This is a genomic window from Janthinobacterium sp. UMAB-56 (assembly GCF_900095265.1).
Classification (GTDB): domain Bacteria; phylum Pseudomonadota; class Gammaproteobacteria; order Burkholderiales; family Burkholderiaceae_D; genus Janthinobacterium.
Window position 1 is genome coordinate 114,088 of sequence record NZ_LT607663.1, and the last position, 18,933, is coordinate 133,020.

Sequence of the window (18,933 nt, forward strand, 5' to 3'; positions counted from 1 at the left end):
CAGGGGAGAGGGGGCCATATGCTATAGTGGCCGCCATCGAATTGAAGAAATCCCCATGCAAAAGAAGATTAAAAAACCTGCCAAAGTCCCCGTCCACCACGCGCCGCCACCGAACCAGGTACGCATCATCGGCGGCCAGTGGAAGCGTTCCGTGCTGCCTGTTTTGCAGGCACTGGGCTTGCGCCCGACACCGGACCGCGTGCGCGAAACCGTATTCAACTGGATCAATCACTTGCGTGACGGCGACTGGGCCAACGCCCAGGTGCTGGACTTGTTCGCCGGCAGCGGCGCACTGGGTTTTGAAGCGGCCAGCCGCGGCGCCGCCGCCGTCACCATGGTCGATACGCACACGCCCGTGATCCGCCAGCTGGAAGAAAACAAGGCGAAATTGCGCGCCGAGAATGTCCAACTGCTGCGCGGCGACGCCCTGCTGACGGCGCAAGGCCTGGCATCGCGCGGCCAGCGTTTCGACCTGATCTTCCTCGATCCGCCTTACCAGCAGGATTTCCTCGCCAAAGTGTTGCCCTTGTGCGCCAACCTGCTCAAGGAAGGCGGCATGATTTACGCGGAATCGGGCTTGCCGCTGGTCTTCGATGAAAGCAGTGCACTGGAAAAGCCCGAGTGGATGGCACCGTGGGAAGTCATCCGTGCCGACAAGGCAGGCACCGTTTATTATCATTTGCTAACTTACAACAAACTGCCGGCAACTGCCTGAATCTGCCTATAAATGAGGCAAAAAGGCCCCCAGGCCCGAGGCGAAGCACCAAGGTGGTCACCAATTTCAGGCATAATGCGCGTCTATATTGGTGCATCGTTAGGGAGCCGCAATGGTTGTAGCCGTTTATCCAGGAACATTCGATCCACTCACGCGCGGTCATGAAGATTTGGTGCGCCGCGCATCGGGTCTGTTTGACAAGCTGATCGTCGGTGTCGCCGACAGCAAGAACAAGCAACCGTTTTTCTCGCTTGAAGAACGCCTGGAAATCGCCAACGAAGTGCTCGGGCACTATCCGAATGTGCAAGTGGAAAGCTTTTCCGGCTTGCTCAAGGATTTCGTGCGCAAGCACGAAGCGCGGGTCATCGTGCGCGGCTTGCGCGCCGTCTCCGACTTCGAATACGAATTTCAGATGGCCGGCATGAACCGCTACCTGCTGCCCGATGTCGAAACCATGTTCCTGACGCCCTCCGACCAGTACCAGTTTATTTCAGGCACCATCGTGCGTGAAATCGCGGCGCTGGGCGGTGACGTCTCCAAGTTTGTCTTCCCCTCGGTGAACCGCTGGCTGCAAAGCAAGATTGCCGCCAACGCTGCCTCATCGCAATAAGTAAGAGTGAAATCATGGCATTACTGATCACCGACGAATGCATCAATTGCGACATTTGCGAGCCCGAGTGCCCGAATGACGCGATCTACATGGGCGCGGAAATCTACGAAATCGACCCCAACAAGTGCACCGAATGCGTGGGCCACTTTGACGAGCCGCAATGCCAGCAAGTGTGCCCCGTCAGTTGCATCCCCTTCAATCCCGCCTGGCGCGAAAGCCCGGAGCAGCTGATGGCCAAGTACGAACGCCTGCAGGCCGAACTTCCCGCCGCAAAAACCTGAGCTTTTCTCCCTCGCCTCTGTTCGTGGCGCCAGCTTCTGCCAACTGTTCTACACTGTGTGCTTGTGCGGACTTATCCACAGCACATGTTTCTCTACGGAGGCAGAAGATGCATAGCAGCACATCGCGTTTGAGCCGCTCCCTGGCCGCCGCCTGCCTGTGCGCCGCCTTGGCACAAGCAGCGCTGGCCGTCGAAGTGGGTGGCGTCAAACTGGACGACACGGTGCAGCTGGCCAGCCGCGAGTTAAGACTCAACGGCGCCGGCGTGCGCTACAAGGTCATCTTCAAGGTCTACACGATTGCGCTGTACCTGCCGGAAAAGAAAACCCAGTTAGCCGACATCCTCGCGCTGCCCGGGCCGCGCCGTCTCGAAATCGTCATGCTGCGCGACATCAGTTCCGACGAGCTTGGGCTAGCCTTCATGCAGGGCTTGAAGCGTAGTTCCGAGCAGGCCGACCGCACGCGCCTGCTGAGCCAGACAATGCAGTTCGGCGCCATGTTCGAAATGGTGCCCGGCCTGAAAAAGGGTGACATCCTGACCGTGGACTGGCTGCCGGAAGAGGGGACCTTGTGCAAGTTGAACGGCAAGCAGCTGGGCGACACGGTGCCGGACCTGGCCTTCTACAATGCGCTGCTGAAAATCTGGATCGGTAACCATCCGGCCGACACCTTGTTGCGCGCGCATTTGCTGGGCGATATGGCCTGAAAGAAAACGCGGGCGTAAAAAAAGCCGGCACACGCCGGCTCGTCACTTGCAACGGTTGAGCACTCAGGCACGCGTCGACAGGGCGCGCAATTCGGCAGCATTGCTTGGCGATACGCCATCCATATTGCCCAGGGTACGCTTCAAGGCTTGCGCTTCGCGCATCTGCTGGCGCGCCAGACGCTCTTCGCGGCTCAGCTTGGGACGCACCAGCAGCACCATGGCGCGGGCGATCCCTACCAGCAAAGGCTTGAACAGCAGGGCGAAAGCGCCCACGGCCACGATCACCAGCACGAGTTGCAGGGCGTTCAGCAGGGAAATCTCCAGCACGGGTGCGGATACTGCGTACAGGGCGGAGGCGAAGGTAGACATACTGTTCCAGTGCATTATAGAATTTGCCAGTACTATAGTGCAGTGCAACATATAAATCTAATTCCATTTCCTGATACCAATTATATGAATCGTGAATGGAAACTGTAATATTTTTTGACGAGTGAAAATATTCGTGCCCGGCGCGGTTTACACTCTTCAGTAATCAATTCAACTTTTATCTTGGGCTTTCCATGAGTTTTCTGACGCTGGATCTGAACTTGCTGCGTGTTTTCGACGCCGTCATGACGGAACAAAACCTGACGCGCGCAGCGGGCCACCTGGCGATGACGCAGCCGGCGGTATCGAACGCCATCAAACGCCTGCGCGAGAGCCTCGGTGACGAATTGCTGATCCGCACGGCGTATGGCGTGAAACCCACGCCGCGCGCCGAAGCGCTGTGGCCATCCGTGCGCTCGGCCCTGGCCAGCCTGGAAGCGGCCGTCACGCCGGAAACCTTCGACGTGTCGAAAACGCATGCCACCTTCCGCATGGCCATGGCCGATGCGACCGCCGCCTTCTGGCTGCCTTCCCTGATGCGCTCGATCGAACGGGAAGCGCCCGGTGTCAACGTGCGGATGATGCCGCTGACCACGCGCGAACCGCGTCCCATGCTGCTGCGCGGCGACATCGACCTGGCCGTGGGCTTCTTTCCCGGCGTGGCGGCGCAATTGTCGAGCGAAACGGGTTCGCCCATTCGCCACGAGCGCCTGTATTCCGGCAAGTATGTGTGCGTGATGCGCCGTGGCCATCCGCTGGCCGACAAGGAATTGACCTTGGATAACTATTGCGCGGCGAACCATTTATTGGTGAGCTTTTCCGGCCGCGCGCACGGCTTGATCGACGAGGCGCTGTCGCAGATCCACCGCGAACGGCGCATCTTGTTGACGGTCAACCAGTTCTTCACGGCCGGACGCGTGGTGGCCAATTCCGACCTGATCACGGTCTTGCCGCGCCATCTGATCGCCTCGACGGGCATGACGGAATCCCTGCTGTACAAGGATTTGCCGCTGACCCTGCCGGCCGTCCACCTGGACATGCTGTGGCACGAGCGCGACGCCCGCAGCCCCGCCCACAAATGGCTGCGCAACCACCTGGAAAGCATGAACACGCCCACCCTGCGCACGGCCACAGCGGCTGGCGGCGGCGTGGCACCGAAGCCGCATATTGAATAAATCGTAGCCTGCACAAGAAAAAACGCCTGATGATGATTCATCAGGCGTTTTGCTATGCATGATTGCTGGAGCGGTAACCAATTCTGAAACCGCCCCAGTGCTTGCCATCGACGTGGATGGGCACGGATAAATCGTGCATGACTTCGCCCGTATCGCGCTTGTAGGTCTGCAACAGGAAGGCCCTGGTGTTGCTGCCGCAGCGCTTGCCCGTGCGGTCGCTGAAGATGCGCTTGGTGCGGTTATTCACCATATCGGTGGCGTAATCGCCCGTCAGCGGCTGGGAAAACTTCTTGTTGTGCGTTGGAAAATATCCATTGTTGTCGACGGCGCCCGCATACGCCAGGTGGGGCAGGGCGGCCAGCACGCCTTCCTGCAAGTCCGGCAGCACCTTGTCTGTAAATGCATCGAACTTCGTGTTGTGCTTGGGCGGATTCGTGTTCGGGATGGGGCGGTAATGACGGTCGAACAGGGCTTCGCGCGTGATGCGCCCCGAAACGATGGCTTGCTCGAACAGTTTGCCCACCTCGCGCGCTGCGCGCTGGGCCGCCTCGCGGATCTCGTCGTGCGGCGTGGCCACGCTCGATTCACCGAGGGCGCCGGCGATCACCTCGGCCCGCTCCGCCAGGGCCATGGCTGACTGCGTGGCGCGCGGCAATTCGGCATTCGTCGACAGCATGCTGTCGCGGATTTGCAAGATGGCGTCGGCGATCAGCTGCGTCGTATCGACGTGTTCACGCGAGGCGCGGGCGATTTCGCCGATCTCGGCCTCGGACTCGCCCGATGATTCCTCGATATGGCTGAGTGAAGCGTGCACGCTCTCCACATTGCGCGCCGCTTCCGTGACACCGGCCGCCAGCGAACTCATGCCACGTGCAGCCTTTTCCGACTGTTCATTGATTTCGCGCACCATCACGCTGATTTCATCGGAGGCTTCCTTGGTGCGCTGCGCCAATTGCCGCACTTCACCCGCCACCACGGCAAAACCGCGGCCGTGTTCACCGGCGCGCGCCGCCTCGATGGCGGCGTTCAGCGCCAGCAAGTTGGTGCGCGCGGAAATATCGGAAATGGCTTCCGTAAAGCCTGTGATGCGCTTGGATTTTTCCTGCAGGCTGAGCATGGTGCTGGAAGCGCCTTGCGCTTCCTCGCGTGCAATATTGATGCGGCGCAGCCCCTGGTCCACTTCGGCGCGTGCCGCCACGCTTTCCACGCGCACGCCGGCGGCCACCTTGGCGGCCCTTTCCGCATTGGCGGCGATTTTTTCCGTCATCGCGGCATTTTGTGCGGAACTGTCGGCGATGTCGCTAGCCGTGCGCACATCGAGTTCCACCTTCTGTTTGACGGAATCGACAAAATACGAAGTTTCCGCCGCGCCGATCATGATGTCATCGATGGCCTTGCCCACCGTGTCGGCGAACTGGTGCAAGCCAGGTTCACCACGCGGACGCGCGGCAAAGGCCAGCAGCGCGGCGCCAATGGCGGCGGCCACGCAGGCAATTAGATACGGATGGTCGCCGCCCGATAACAGCAGCAGATAGGCCAGGCAACAGGCAACGGCCATGGCCAGGATCGTGAATACAAAGAAACGCACCAGCTGATGCTGCAACTGCTTCATTTGTCCCCCGCTGCGCAAACCCGTCACGTCCAAGCAGGGACGTGGCGTAACCGTATGCGGGTGGGCACGATTGCCCACCTTGCACCCTGAACGTAACGTCTGCGCGGCGTTTCAGGCGGCTACCGGGTAGCAGTGTGTAGTTCTACCCTACAACATTTGTTCCGATAGCTCAATCAGAAAAGTGGGTTGGCTACACCGAGCTCACTTAATGGGCAATTTAGTGGTGTTTTTGACCTCTTCCATGACGGCATAAGTGTGGGTTTCCCGCACACCTTTTTGCAGCAGGGTCTTGCCCAGGAATTCGCGGTAGGCTGCCATGTCCTTGACGCGTGCCTTGACCAGGTAATCGAAGCCGCCGGCCACCATATGACATTCCAGTACCTCTGGAATGATTTGTACGCTATGCTTGAAGGCGTCGAACACTTCCGGCGTCGTGCGATCGAGCACGACTTCGATGAATACCAGCAGCGACACGTCGAGCAGTTGCGGGTTCAACTGGGCCGTATAGCCCATGATGTAGCCCGATTCGTGCAACTTTCGCACGCGCTCCAGACAGGCGGCCGGCGACAAGTTCACGCGCGCGGCCAGCTCCACATTGCTGATGCGTCCATCGCTCTGCAATTCCATCAAGATTTTCTTACTGATCTTGTCCAGCATTACCATCACCCCCAAATTAATATTATTTGGTTAAATTGTCGCATCAAAAACTATCTATTGCTAGCCCCCTGTATTACCAGAATTAATCCATAAGAATCCCCTTTACAATCGAATCATCTTAACGTCCGACTTTCTGTATTTTTTTGCACCAAAAAAGAGCAAGAATTACGTCAGTTTTCGTCCCCTTTTTCCTTGTAAAGAGCACTTATGCACCCTGCAGGCCCCTCGGCTTTTACCCCGATTCCTTTTGCTGCATTGCAGGCAGAAATCCTGCCCGAAGCAACACCACAGCGCGCCGCCATCACCGCCGCCTATAGGCGCGATGAGGTTTCTGCGGTGCAGTGGCTGTTGCAACAAGTCCGCCCCAGCAGCACCGAAACGACGGCCGAAGGGCAAGCGCTGGCGCACCGACTGGTATCGAATGTGCGCCAAAAACGCACACGCGCCTCCGGCGTCGATGCACTGATGCACGAGTTCTCGCTGTCGTCGGAAGAGGGTGTTGCATTGATGTGTCTGGCTGAAGCGCTGTTGCGTATACCCGACAGTCAAACGGCCGACCGTTTGATCGCCGACAAAATCAGCAAGGGCGACTGGAAAAAGCATCTGGGCGAATCGCCGTCGCTGTTCGTCAATGCCGCCACCTGGGGCTTGCTGATTACGGGCAAACTGGTCAGTACCAGCAGCGAATCTGGCCTCGGTTCGGCCATGACAAAACTCATCGCCAAAGGCGGCGAACCGCTGATACGCAAGGGCGTCGATCTGGCCATGCGGATGTTGGGCAACCAGTTCGTGACGGGCCAGACCATCGAGGAAGCGTTGAAGAACAGCCGCGAGAATGAAACGCGCGGCTACCGTTACTCGTACGACATGCTGGGCGAGGCGGCCCTGACGCAGCAGGACGCGGCCAACTATTACGCCTCGTACGAAACGGCGATCCATGCCATCGGCAAGGCGTCGGATGGTCGCGGCATCCGCAACGGCCCCGGCATTTCCGTGAAACTGTCGGCCCTGCACGCGCGCTACAGCCGCGCCCAGCGCGCCCGCGTCATGGAAGAATTGCTGCCGAAAGTCAAAGCGCTGCTGCTGCTGGCGAAACAGTACAACATCGGCTTCAACATCGATGCGGAAGAAACGGACCGCCTGGAACTGTCGCTGGACTTGATGGAAGCACTGGCGTTCGATGCGGACCTGGCCGGCTTCGACGGCATCGGCTACGTGGTGCAGGCGTATCAAAAACGCTGCCCTTACGCCATCGATTTCCTGATCGACCTGGCGCATCGCAGCGGACGCAAGTTCATGGTGCGCCTGGTGAAAGGGGCGTATTGGGATGCCGAAGTCAAACGCGCGCAAGTCGATGGCCAGGAAGGCTATCCCGTCTACACGCGCAAGGTCTACACGGACGTCTCTTACCTCGTGTGTGCGCAAAAACTGCTGGCTGCCAGCAGCCTGATCTATCCGCAATTTGCCACGCACAACGCGCAAACCCTGTCGACCATCTATACCTGGGCAAAACGCGACGGTATTATCGACTACGAATTCCAGTGCCTGCACGGCATGGGCGAAACCCTGTACGACCAGGTCGTCGGGCCCGATAACCTGGATAAGCCGTGCCGCATCTACGCACCCGTCGGCTCGCATGAAACCCTGCTGGCCTACCTGGTGCGCCGCCTGCTGGAAAACGGCGCCAACTCGTCCTTCGTCAACCAGATCGTCGACGAAAGCGTGGCCATCGATAGCCTGATCCGCGATCCCCTGGAGCAGGCGCGCCTGCAGGGCGGCTTGCCGCACCCGGCTATCGCGCTGCCGCTGGACATGTTTGGCAGCGAACGCAAGAACTCGGCCGGCCTGGACCTGTCGAATGAAGACACCTTGCGCGCCCTGGCCAGCGGCCTGGCGCAGCAGCAGTCATGGCAGGCGGCGCCGCTGATCGATGGCGCCGTCAGCCTGAATGGCCCCACGCACATGTTGCACAATCCGGCCCAGCACGACGATGTCGTGGGCAAGGTCATGGAAGCCGGTCCGGCCGACGTGGAAACGGCGCTGGCCAGCGCCAGTGCCTACGCCATGGACTGGCAAACAACAGAGCCGGCGGTTCGCGCACAAGCCTTATTGCGCGCGGCCGACCTGTTTGAAGAACATCATATCGAGCTGATGGCCCTGGCCGTGCGCGAAGCGGGCAAGTCCCTGCCGAACGCGATCGCTGAAATCCGCGAAGCCGTCGACTTCCTGCGCTATTACGCGGCGCAGGTGGAACATGCGCCGAACACCCTGGCGCTCGGTCCCGTCACCTGCATCAGCCCGTGGAACTTCCCGCTGGCCATCTTTACGGGCCAACTGGCCGCCGCCCTGGCGGCAGGCAACGTGGTACTGGCCAAACCGGCCGAGCAAACGCCGCTGATCGCCCACCGCGCCGTGCAATTGCTGCATGCAGCGGGCGTGCCGCGCGGCGCGCTGCAATTTTTGCCCGGCAGCGGAGAGATCGTTGGCGCCGGCCTGTGCAATGACGCGCGTGTGAAAGGCGTGATTTTCACGGGTTCGACGGAAGTGGCGCAATTGATCAACCGCAACCTGGCCGCGCGTGCCGTGGCCGAAGGCATCGACCTTCCCCTGATCGCTGAAACGGGTGGCCAGAATGCCCTGATCGTCGATTCGTCCGCCCTGCCGGAGCAAGTGGTGCAGGACGTGATGTCGTCCGCTTTCGATAGCGCTGGCCAGCGCTGCTCGGCCTTGCGCGTGCTGTTCCTGCAAACGGAAATCGCCGACAAGACCATCCACATGCTGAAAGGCGCCATGCAGGAGCTGCGCGTTGGCAATCCTGACCGCCTGGCGACCGATATCGGTCCCGTCATCGATGCGGAAGCGCAAAGCAAGCTGCTGGCGCACATCAACAAGATGAAAACCGTGGCCATCGACCATTATTCGCTCGATTTGCCTACCGTCAAAGGCACGTTTGTCGCCCCGACCGTGCTGGAAATCAAGTCGCTGGCGCAATTGACGCAGGAAGTCTTCGGTCCCGTGCTGCACGTGATCCGCTACAAGCGCTCCGAACTGCCGCAACTGGTGCAATCGATCAACGACAGCGGTTATGGCTTGACCCTGGGCATCCATACGCGCATCGATGAAACCATCGATTTCATCACCAAGCGCGCGCATGTGGGCAATATTTATGTGAACCGCAACATCGTCGGCGCCGTCGTCGGCGTGCAGCCGTTCGGCGGCGAAGGCAAGTCGGGGACCGGCCCCAAAGCAGGCGGGCCCCTGTACCTGAAGCGCCTGCAGCGCAATGCGCCGGCCGGCGCACAGCACCAGCGCCAGGCGCCGCCGGCGCTTGACGCGCTGACTGTGTGGGCAAAGATGCATGGCCACGACAAGGTCGAGCAGCTGGCGCAAGAATACGCGCGCACGACGTTGCTGGGCAGCACTACCGTCTTGCCAGGCCCGACAGGCGAGCGCAATACCCTGAGCTTTGCCGCACGGGGCACGATTCTGTGCGCGGCGGCCACCTCCGGAACCTTGATGAACCAGCTGGCAGCAGTCCTGGCCACAGGAAACCAGGCCCTGGTGCTGGCGCAATCGCCGGAGTTGATCCCGGGCGACTTGCCGGCCGCGCTGAAGGACCGCATCCAGGTTGTCAGCAGCCTGGAGTCGGTCAAGCATGATTTCCAGATCGCCATGATCGAGCCGAGTCTCGATGGCCGGCTCAAAGTGCTGCTGGCGGCACGGGAAGGGGCGCTGGTGGGCACCATCGCCACCACGCAGGAGGGTGTCATCCCCCTGTGGCGCCTGGTCGCTGAGCGGGCGCTGTGCGTGAATACGACGGCAGCGGGCGGCAACGCCAGTTTAATGATGTTAAGTGTCTAAATTTTAAGCAGGCAGTGAATGAGGAAGGGCAGAACCAGTGGTTCTGCCTTTTTTATGCGCGCTTGATTAAAAATCAAGCAGCCAGACGCTGGCATAGCTGCTGAATCACCGTAAACGCGTACGGCGAGGCGACGGTCTGCACGAAGCGCATGAAGTCGACGGCGGCCTCTTCGTTGGCGTTATCGGAAATGGTACGCATGACAGTAAACGGCACGCCCAGTTCAAAACACACTTGTGCCACGGCGGCGCCTTCCATTTCAACCGCCAGCAAGTCGGGGATATCGGCTTTCAGCTGCGTCACATGCGCGGCGCTGCTGATGAACTGGTCGCCGCTGGCGATCAGGCCACGGTGAACTTGCGCGTGCTGCAAGCCAAATTCCACGATATCGGCCGCCTTCAGCACGCTGGAAACATCGTCACGCAGGAAATCTTCCGCGGCAGCGGCCAGTTGCGTGCTCAATTCCAGATCCGTGGCAAAGCGCTGCAGTCCCGTCAAAGGCACTTCGAAGCGGGGAAACAGAGGACGGGCATCCATATCGTGCTGCAGCAGTGATTCGGCCACCACAATATCGCCCACTTTCACGTGTTTATCCCCACTGCCGGCCACGCCGGTGAAGACGATGTGGGTAACTCCGTACTTTTCCACAAGGATAGATGCTGTCATGGCAGCGGCAACCTTGCCCAGACGCGACAGGACGCACACAGCGTCGATATTCCACAGGGTCCCCAGGGTGTAGTCGCGCATACCGTGCGAACGCCTCTGGGGGCCTTGCATGGCTTCTACCAGCCCCTGCTGTTCTTCATGCAAGGCACTGATGATGCCTAAACGCATTTTTTTGTATGAATTCATGCTGTTTTTACAGGTTTTTGGGATTGCAATACGGTTTATACGGTGAAAACAGCTAGTTCGACGACTTTTCCACCGTTCGCGTTTGTTTCTGTGTTTTAAATAAAGATGTATACATAAAAATAGTAGTGATAGTAAACGGCCATTTTTTTGTGGATAAGTCGGTATACCATTGAAAAATCATCGACTTAGTGCACAAAAAAGTAGGCGCACAAGCATTGTATCTACGGAGGACTTGTTTGGGATAAAAATTGAGCTGTGGACAAAGAGTGACTTTTCCCACATCTCATCCTGTGGATATGCAGGCACTTATCCACACGGCCAAGCAAAAATCACGGGTTTTCTTGCTGTCGTGGCATGTTTGACGTGGTTCGCATGCAGGGATCCTTGTCTGGCAATCAAACTTGAGCGACCACAAATGTTGTTCTTTCGCACACGCTGGCATCGAGGTGATTCCTGGCAGACGGTTTGGCAGTGGGTCGCGATGTCGCCGTTGGCTTTGACGTTGCATGGGCGCTTTTTGGAAATATCCCCGGACTTCCGCGTTTTTTATCGGTTTACAATAGATCTATATATAAAAATAGTAGTAATAGTAAACGCGAATTTTTCTGTGGATAAGTCGCTTTTTTTCAACAGGATCATACGTTTACGTGCAAAATAAAACGTGCATAATCGCTGTATTGCGCGAGGAGCAAAATTGTATAAAATGCGGGCCTGCGCATAACTTTGTGTTTACTCACAAGTCATCCTGTGGATATCAAGTGACTTATCCACAATCGAAGCAAACTTCCCCTCTTTTTCATATCGAACTAGCTGCTTGTCCAGCGCTCGTCCAGGTCTGTTGACGTTTCCATTTTGCCAAACGGTTTGGCAGTGCTGTGCGCGTGATGCCGGCCGCGCCGGTTTTCGTCGTTCAGTTGTTGGCTAGGTTTTTTTTTGACAGGTGCTTGCTCGTATTTTCTGAGGTGACGCTTGCGAAGGACGCTGACGGCGAAGGGCAGGCAAAGCGAGCGTTGTCGGGTTTACCTTAATAAGTATGTATACAAGAATAGTAATAGTAGTTAACGGTGACATCTTCTGTGGATAAGTGCTGATTTATCCTTGTAAACAATCGCTTGGCGTGCGGATAAGCGCTGAGTAAGGCTTGTATCTGCCCGGGACGGTTTCTGGACAAAAAAATGTCGCCGAAAAATTTTTTCGTTTACACACATATCGTCCCTGTGGATATCCATACGGTTATCCACAGCGCGCAGCCCCGTATTTTCGTTCTTTTACCCTGTCATCCCACTTGCCCGCATTGCTGGCCACGATTAATGTCGCCCTGGCCCGGCACTGGTGGTAATCTCAATACGGCTCAGCAGCCATGCATGCATGAAGAAAGACAGACTCTGGTAGCGGCACGCGGCGAGGAGACACGCCGCGCGACAGCTTGATGGCATACCGAAAGGAGCTTCATTGGAATCGGCAGGCGAATACGACTACATCATCGTGGGCGGCGGCACGGCAGGTTGCGTGCTGGCCAACCGGCTCACACGCGACAAGGATGCCAACGTTTTACTCGTGGAAGCGGGCGGCAAGGACGATTACGTGTGGATTCACATCCCCGTCGGCTATCTGCATTGCATCGGCAATCCCCGCACGGATTGGCTGTATTCCACGCAGGCGGACGCGGGACTGGGCGGGCGCAGCCTGATGTATCCGCGCGGTAAAGTCCTGGGCGGCAGCTCTTCCATCAACGGCATGATCTATATGCGGGGCCAGGCCGGCGATTACGACCATTGGGCCGACTTGACGGACGACGCTTCGTGGCGCTGGGACAAAGTCTTGCCGCTATTTAAACAAAGCGAGGATTATTACGGCGGCGCCTCGGAAAACCATGGCGTGGGTGGCGAGTGGCGCGTGGAGAAACAGCGGCTGTCGTGGGATATTTTGAACGCCTTTCGCGATGCTGCGCAGCAGGTCGGCATCCCGAAAACCAGCGATTTCAATGGGGGCGACAATAGCGGCAGCGCGTATTTTGACGTCAATCAGCGTCGCGGCATCCGCTGGAATACCTCGAAAGCGTTTTTGAAACCGGCGTCGCGCCGCCCGAATCTGACCATCATGACGGGCTGCCACGTGGAACGTCTGCTGCTGGAAACGACAGAAACAGGAGTGCGCTGCGCGGGCATCGTGTTTACGGGCGGCGGCACGCAGTGGCAGGCGACAGCCCGGCGGGAAACCTTGCTGACGGCCGGTGCCATCGGTTCGCCGCAATTGCTGCAATTGTCCGGCATCGGCCCCGCCGCCTTGCTGCAGCAGCATGGCATCGTTCCCCTTGTGGACGCCGCTGGCGTGGGCGGCAACTTGCAAGACCATTTGCAGCTGCGCATGGTCTTCAAAGTGCAGGGAGTGAAAACCCTGAATGTCATGGCAGGCAATATGCTGGGCAAGATGCAGATCGGCTTGCAATATGCGTTGTTCCAGAGCGGGCCCATGTCGATGGCGCCGTCGCAGTTGGGGGCGTTCGCCAAGTCCGATGCGCAGCAAGCCACGCCGAATCTGCAATACCATGTGCAGCCGTTGTCGCTCGACAAATTTGGTGAGCCCTTGCACGCGTTTCCCGCGTTTACGGCCAGCGTCTGCAATCTGCGTCCCACCTCGCGCGGCCATGTGCATATCGCATCGGCCGACAGCTACGCGGCGCCGAAGATCGTGCCCAATTACCTGAGTACGCAGCAAGACCGCGCCGTGGCGGCCGACGCCTTGCGCCTGACGCGGTCCATCGCCGCCGCGCCGGCCTTGAAAAAATTTGCGCCGCAGGAATACAAGCCCGGCGTGCAATTCCAGAGCGAGGAAGAACTGGCGCAGGCGGCCAGCCAGATCGGCACCACGATTTTTCACCCGGTGGGCACCTGCCGCATGGGCGTGGCCAGCGATGCCTCGAGCGTGGTCGACAGCCAGTTGCGCGTGATCGGCGTAGCGGGCTTGCGCGTCGTCGATGCCTCCATCATGCCCTACATTACTTCTGGTAATACGAACTCACCCACCGTGATGATCGCTGAAAAAGCGGCGCAAATGATACATGCAGCCTGGAAATGAGTGGTGAAAGGCACCAGTTTGCGCCAGTCGGGCTGGCGGAAATTCCCCGTAGTTATACTGTATTGTGCGTTAAATTTAAGTTGTGTATTATAAAAATGACTAAGTAGTACAAAAAGTACAACTAGGAGACACGATGTCAAACGTCATCTTGGAAACAAGAAATTTGACCAAGGAATTCAAGGGTTTCACTGCAGTGAGCGAGGTGAACCTGAAGGTAGAGCGGGGCCATATCCACGCCTTGATCGGTCCTAACGGCGCCGGCAAGACCACGTGTTTTAACTTGCTCACCAAATTCCTGGTCCCCACTTCGGGGCAGATCCTGTTCAATGGGAAAGATATTACGGCCGCCAAACCGGCGCAGATCGCGCGCATGGGCGTGATCCGTTCCTTCCAGATTTCCGCCGTCTTCCCGCATTTGTCCGTGCTGCAAAATGTACGCATCGGCTTGCAGCGACAGCTCGGCACCTCGTTCCACTTCTGGCAAAGCGAACGTGCCTTGAATCAGCTCAATGACCGCGCCATGGCCTTGCTGGCCGAAGTCGACCTGGCGGAATTTGCCGACACCATCACGGTTGACATGCCCTACGGGCGCAAGCGGGCGCTGGAAATTGCCACCACCCTGGCGATGGAGCCGGAAATGATGCTGCTCGACGAACCGACGCAAGGCATGGGCCACGAAGACGTGCACCGCGTGACGGAACTGATCAAAAAGGTGTCGGCCGGCCGCACCATCCTGATGGTGGAACACAATATGAGCGTGGTTTCCGGTATCTGCGACAAGATTTCCGTCCTGCAGCGTGGCGCCATGCTGGCTGAAGGCAGTTATGCGGAAGTGTCGCGCAATCCGCAAGTGATGGAGGCGTACATGGGCACCACCCAGGCCGAGCTGGAAGGGGCGCATTGATGACGATACAAGTGAATGGCAGCGCACCCGCGCTGGAAATTACGCAACTGCACACCTGGTATGGCGAATCGCACATCTTGCACGACGTCAATCTGAAAGTGGAGCAGGGCGAAGTGGTGACTTTGCTGGGCCGCAACGGCGCCGGCCGTAGCACCACCTTGCGCGCCATCATGGGGCTGACGGGCGCGCGCACGGGCTCGATCAAAGTCAATGGCACCGAAGCAATAGGTTTGCCCACGCACAAAATCGCCCATCTGGGCATCGGTTATTGTCCCGAAGAGCGCGGCATTTTTTCATCGCTGTCGACCGAAGAAAACCTGCTGCTGCCGCCGACCCTGGCCAATGGCGAGAAAGGCATGTCGGTGGAGGAAATCTACGCCATGTTCCCGAACTTGCAGGAACGCCGGCATAGCCAGGGCACGCGCCTGTCGGGCGGGGAACAGCAGATGCTGGCCGTGGCGCGCATCCTGCGCACGGGCGCGCGCCTGTTGCTGCTCGATGAAATATCCGAAGGCCTGGCGCCCGTCATCGTGCAAGGGCTGGCGCGCATGATCACTACCCTGAAAGCGAAGGGTTACACCATTGTCATGGTGGAACAGAATTTCCGGTTTGCTGCACCGCTGGCGGACCGGTTTTATGTGATGGAGCACGGTCAGATCGTCGAGACTTTTGCTGCATCCGAACTGGAAGCCAAGATGCCGGTATTGACCGAGCTGCTTGGCGTGTAATGCCCATGTAGTTCCATATCGTCGTCGAGCAATCGTTTAAATAGCAAACAATAATCCCAACGGAGACACTATGAAACGTAACGCTATCGCCATTGCCACCGCCACACTTTGCGCATTGGGCTTTTCTGCTGCCGCGCACGCCCAGGTATCGGGCGACACCATCAAGATCGGTTTTATTTCCGATATGTCGGGCGTGTATTCCGACGTCGACGGTCTCGGTGGCGCGGAAGCCATCAAGATGGCGATCGCCGATGCCGGCGTGGTATTGGCCGGCAAGAAGGTGGAATTCATTTCTGCCGACCACCAAAACAAGGCGGACATCGCTGCCTCGAAGGCGCGTGAATGGTTCGACCAGCAAGGCGTCGACATGCTGATCGGCGGCACCAATTCCGGCGCCAGCCTGGCCATGGCCAAGGTCGCGGCGGAAAAGAAGAAAGTCTTCATCGCCATTGGCGCCGGTTCCTCGCGCCTGACGAATGAAGAATGCACGCCTTACACAGTGCATTACGCCTATGACACGGTGGCATTGGCGCGCGGTACGGGCGGCACCATCGTCAAGCAGGGCGGCAAGAGCTGGTATTTCATGACGGCCGACTATGCGTTTGGCCATTCGCTGGAGAAAGACACGGCCGAGGTCGTCAAGGCGGCTGGCGGCAAGGTGCTGGGCAGCGTCAAGCATCCGCTGGGCGCCTCGGATTTCTCTTCCTTCCTGCTGCAGGCGCAGGCAGCCAAGCCGCAAATCCTCGGCCTGGCCAATGCCGGCGGCGACGCCATCAACAGCATCAAGGCAGCCAACGAGTTTGGCTTGACGAAATCGATGAAGCTGGCCGGCTTGCTGATCTTCATCAACGACATTCACTCGCTGGGCTTGAATCTGACGCAAGGCATGTACCTGACCGATGGCTGGTACTGGGACTTGAATGCGGAGACGCGCGCCTGGTCGAAACGCTATTTCGCCAAGATGAAGAAAGAGCCGTCGATGCTGCAGGCGGCCGATTACTCGGCTGCGGCGACCTACCTGAAAGCCGTCAAGGCGCTGGGGACGGATGACAGCGAGAAGGTCATGGCCTATCTGAAGAAGACCAAGATCAACGACATGTTTACCCAGAATGGCGAAGTGCGTCCCGATGGCCGCATGGTGCACGATATGTATTTGATGGAGGTGAAGAAGCCTTCGGAGTCGAAATACCCATGGGATTACTACAAGGTGGTCGCCACCGTGCCCGGTGCGCAAGCATATGTGACCAAGGCTGAATCGAAGTGTTCGTTGTGGAAGTAAGGCAGTAGAAATATCCACAGCATGCCAGCCGCCGCGCGGGCATGCTGTCCTGCACGCTTCGCTCGCAGGGTTCGCCTTGCGCCGCCGCACCACCCTGGTCTGCGGTGGTGTGTTTCCCTTGATACCACACCGCTACCCGGCGGTGCTTTTTATACTGTGATGCCATGGAAATTTTCGGCGTTCCAATACAAGCGATGATGAGCCAACTGCTGTTGGGTCTCGTCAACGGCTCGTTCTATGCCATGTTGTCCCTCGGTCTGGCCGTTATCTTCGGCTTGCTCAACGTTATTAATTTCTCGCACGGCGCCATGTACATGATGGGCGCCTTCCTGGCCTGGATGGGCCTCAGTTATTTCGACATCAATTACTGGGCCATGCTGATCATCGCCCCGATCCTCGTCGGCCTGGTCGGCATCCTGATCGAAAAAACCATGCTGCGCTGGCTATATAAACTCGACCACCTGTATGGCTTGCTGTTGACCTTTGGCATCACGCTGATCATGGAAGGCGTGTTTCGCTCCTTCTATGGCGTGTCGGGCCAGCCGTATGCCGTGCCTGAAGCGCTGTCCGGCGCGACGGACCTGGGCTTCATGATCTTGCCGAACTACCGCGCCTGGGTCGTGATCGCCTCGCTCTCCGTATGCCTGGCCACCTGGTTCGTCATCGAAAAAACCAAGTTGGGCGCGTACCTGCGTGCCGGCACGGAAAACCCGAAACTGGTGGAAGCGTTCGGCATCAACGTGCCGCTGATGGTGACGTTGACGTTCGGCTTCGGCGTGGCACTGGCCGGTTTCGCCGGCGTGCTGGCGGCACCCATCATCCAGGTTTCGCCGCTGATGGGCTCGAACCTGATCATCGTCGTGTTTGCCGTGGTGGTGATCGGTGGCATGGGCTCCATCATGGGTTCCATCCTGACGGGCCTGGGACTGGGCGTGATCGAGGGCCTGACCCGCGTGTTCTACCCGGAAGGCTCGGCCACCGTGGTCTTCGTGGTGATGGTCATCGTGTTGCTGCTGCGTCCTGCCGGCCTGTTCGGTAAAGAAAAGTAATCCTCATCAGTCATGTATTGGAGCTACCACGATGAATAAGAATGTAGGTTACGCCATTGCCTTGCTGCTGGCCTTGGCTGCCCCGTTTTACGGCTATCCCGTCTTCCTGATGAAGTTGCTGTGCTTTGCCCTGTTTGCCTGCGCCTTTAACTTGTTGATCGGTTATACGGGCTTGCTGTCGTTTGGCCATGCCGCTTTCTTTGGCGGGGCCGGCTATGTCACCGGGTATGCGCTGCGCACCTGGGGCTGGCCGACGGAATTGGGCTTGCTGGCCGGCGTCGTCGCGGGTGCTTTGCTGGGCCTCGTGATCGGTAGCCTGGCGATACGCCGCCAGGGCATTTACTTTACGATGATCACCCTGGCGCTGGCGCAGATGGTGTACTTCCTTGCCTTGCGCCTGCCATTTACGGGCGGCGAGGATGGTTTGCAGGGTGTTCCACGTGGAACCTTGCTGGGCACGATAGACCTGGGCAATGACACCGTGCTGTATTACGTCGTGTTGGCCATCTTCATTGCCGGCTTCGCCTTGATCATGCGCACCATCCACTCGCCGTTCGGACAAGTGCTCAAAGCCATCAAGGAAAACGAACCACGCGCCATCTCGCTCGGTTACGACGTCAACAAGTACAAGCTGATGGCCATCGTGCTGTCCGCTTCGCTGGCTGCGCTGGCCGGTGCCACCAAGACGCTGGTGCTGGGCTTTGAAACCTTGACCGATGTGTACTGGGGCATGTCCGGTCTGGTCGTGCTGATGACCTTGGTGGGCGGCATGGGCACCATGGCTGGCCCCATTCTCGGCGCCGTGCTGATCATCGCGCTGGAGAACAAGCTGGGTGATGTTGGCACTTATCTTGCCACGCACACGGGCATCGAATGGTTCGGCACCCTGGGCGAATCGGTGGGCATGGTCACCGGCGTGATCTTTGTGATCTGCGTCTTGCTGTTCCGGCGCGGCATCGTCGGCGAAGCCATCGCGCGCTTCGGCGGCAGGGCGGCCAAGGCTGCTGTCTGATTTTCAAGCAACGCCGGACGGACAGTCCGGCGTTTTTCATTGTGCGTCTACT

General features: G+C 58.5%; 16 protein-coding genes. 12 read left to right on the top strand and 4 right to left on the bottom strand.

Annotated features, from left to right (window positions below; all coding sequences use genetic code 11):
* Window positions 1-55 precede the first annotated feature (55 nt).
* The 4 genes from rsmD (at window position 56) to K0F85_RS20775 (ending at window position 2,310) form a co-directional block, all read left to right on the top strand.
* Window positions 56-715, top strand: a complete 660-nt coding sequence (rsmD, locus tag K0F85_RS20760) for a 16S rRNA (guanine(966)-N(2))-methyltransferase RsmD (protein ID WP_219117839.1) — start codon at window positions 56-58, stop codon at window positions 713-715.
* A 112-nt stretch (window positions 716-827) separates the two neighbouring features.
* Complete coding sequence (gene coaD / locus K0F85_RS20765) at window positions 828-1,325, top strand: pantetheine-phosphate adenylyltransferase (RefSeq protein ID WP_219117840.1); 498 nt, start codon at window positions 828-830, stop codon at window positions 1,323-1,325.
* A 14-nt stretch (window positions 1,326-1,339) separates the two neighbouring features.
* Window positions 1,340-1,606, top strand: a complete 267-nt coding sequence (locus K0F85_RS20770) for a YfhL family 4Fe-4S dicluster ferredoxin (protein WP_034752637.1) — start codon at window positions 1,340-1,342, stop codon at window positions 1,604-1,606.
* Between the two features lie 107 nt (window positions 1,607-1,713).
* On the top strand, window positions 1,714-2,310 hold the full coding sequence (locus tag K0F85_RS20775) for a chalcone isomerase family protein (RefSeq protein WP_219117841.1): 597 nt from the start codon (window positions 1,714-1,716) through the stop codon (window positions 2,308-2,310).
* Window positions 2,311-2,373: 63 nt separating this feature from the next.
* On the opposite strand, the gene K0F85_RS20780 is transcribed toward K0F85_RS20775, so the two are convergent.
* Window positions 2,374-2,679, bottom strand: a complete 306-nt coding sequence (locus K0F85_RS20780) for a hypothetical protein (protein ID WP_219117842.1) — start codon at window positions 2,677-2,679, stop codon at window positions 2,374-2,376.
* Between the two features lie 191 nt (window positions 2,680-2,870).
* On the opposite strand from K0F85_RS20780, the gene K0F85_RS20785 reads away from it, so the two are divergent.
* Window positions 2,871-3,851 (top strand): LysR family transcriptional regulator, encoded by a 981-nt coding sequence (locus K0F85_RS20785; RefSeq protein ID WP_034752642.1) that lies wholly within the window; start codon window positions 2,871-2,873, stop codon window positions 3,849-3,851.
* Between the two features lie 52 nt (window positions 3,852-3,903).
* On the opposite strand, the gene K0F85_RS20790 is transcribed toward K0F85_RS20785, so the two are convergent.
* Together K0F85_RS20790 and K0F85_RS20795 are read right to left on the bottom strand one after the other, a co-directional pair.
* Window positions 3,904-5,463: a methyl-accepting chemotaxis protein gene (locus tag K0F85_RS20790; RefSeq protein ID WP_219117843.1), complete on the bottom strand. Its 1,560-nt coding sequence runs from the start codon at window positions 5,461-5,463 to the stop codon at window positions 3,904-3,906.
* A 201-nt stretch (window positions 5,464-5,664) separates the two neighbouring features.
* Window positions 5,665-6,120: an Lrp/AsnC ligand binding domain-containing protein gene (locus K0F85_RS20795; protein ID WP_010393827.1), complete on the bottom strand. Its 456-nt coding sequence runs from the start codon at window positions 6,118-6,120 to the stop codon at window positions 5,665-5,667.
* 207 nt (window positions 6,121-6,327) lie between these two features.
* On the opposite strand from K0F85_RS20795, the gene putA reads away from it, so the two are divergent.
* Window positions 6,328-9,981 carry a trifunctional transcriptional regulator/proline dehydrogenase/L-glutamate gamma-semialdehyde dehydrogenase gene (gene putA, locus K0F85_RS20800; RefSeq protein WP_219117844.1) on the top strand — a complete coding sequence of 1,218 codons (3,654 nt, stop codon included), beginning with the start codon at window positions 6,328-6,330 and terminating at the stop codon, window positions 9,979-9,981.
* A gap of 73 nt (window positions 9,982-10,054) precedes the next feature.
* On the opposite strand, the gene K0F85_RS20805 is transcribed toward putA, so the two are convergent.
* Entirely contained in the window at window positions 10,055-10,831 is a 777-nt protein-coding gene (locus K0F85_RS20805) for a 5'-methylthioadenosine/adenosylhomocysteine nucleosidase (protein WP_257572937.1), read from the bottom strand.
* 1,452 nt (window positions 10,832-12,283) lie between these two features.
* On the opposite strand from K0F85_RS20805, the gene K0F85_RS20810 reads away from it, so the two are divergent.
* The 6 genes from K0F85_RS20810 to K0F85_RS20835 all read left to right on the top strand — a co-directional run bounded on the left by K0F85_RS20810 (window position 12,284) and on the right by K0F85_RS20835 (window position 18,881).
* Window positions 12,284-13,909: a GMC family oxidoreductase gene (locus K0F85_RS20810; RefSeq protein ID WP_219117845.1), complete on the top strand. Its 1,626-nt coding sequence runs from the start codon at window positions 12,284-12,286 to the stop codon at window positions 13,907-13,909.
* A gap of 133 nt (window positions 13,910-14,042) precedes the next feature.
* The gene (locus K0F85_RS20815) at window positions 14,043-14,813 is read left to right on the top strand and encodes an ABC transporter ATP-binding protein (protein WP_219117846.1); all 771 of its coding nucleotides are present in this window, start codon (window positions 14,043-14,045) and stop codon (window positions 14,811-14,813) included.
* A complete protein-coding gene (locus K0F85_RS20820) occupies window positions 14,813-15,541 on the top strand; it encodes an ABC transporter ATP-binding protein (RefSeq protein WP_219117847.1) in 729 nt (242 codons plus the stop codon). The genes K0F85_RS20815 and K0F85_RS20820 overlap by 1 nt, the downstream gene beginning before the upstream one ends.
* Window positions 15,542-15,611: 70 nt before the next feature.
* A complete protein-coding gene (locus K0F85_RS20825) occupies window positions 15,612-16,820 on the top strand; it encodes an ABC transporter substrate-binding protein (RefSeq protein WP_219117848.1) in 1,209 nt (402 codons plus the stop codon).
* A 164-nt stretch (window positions 16,821-16,984) separates the two neighbouring features.
* Entirely contained in the window at window positions 16,985-17,869 is an 885-nt protein-coding gene (locus K0F85_RS20830; protein ID WP_219117849.1) for a branched-chain amino acid ABC transporter permease, read from the top strand.
* Between the two features lie 31 nt (window positions 17,870-17,900).
* Window positions 17,901-18,881: a branched-chain amino acid ABC transporter permease gene (locus K0F85_RS20835; RefSeq protein ID WP_219117850.1), complete on the top strand. Its 981-nt coding sequence runs from the start codon at window positions 17,901-17,903 to the stop codon at window positions 18,879-18,881.
* Window positions 18,882-18,933: the final 52 nt, after the last annotated feature.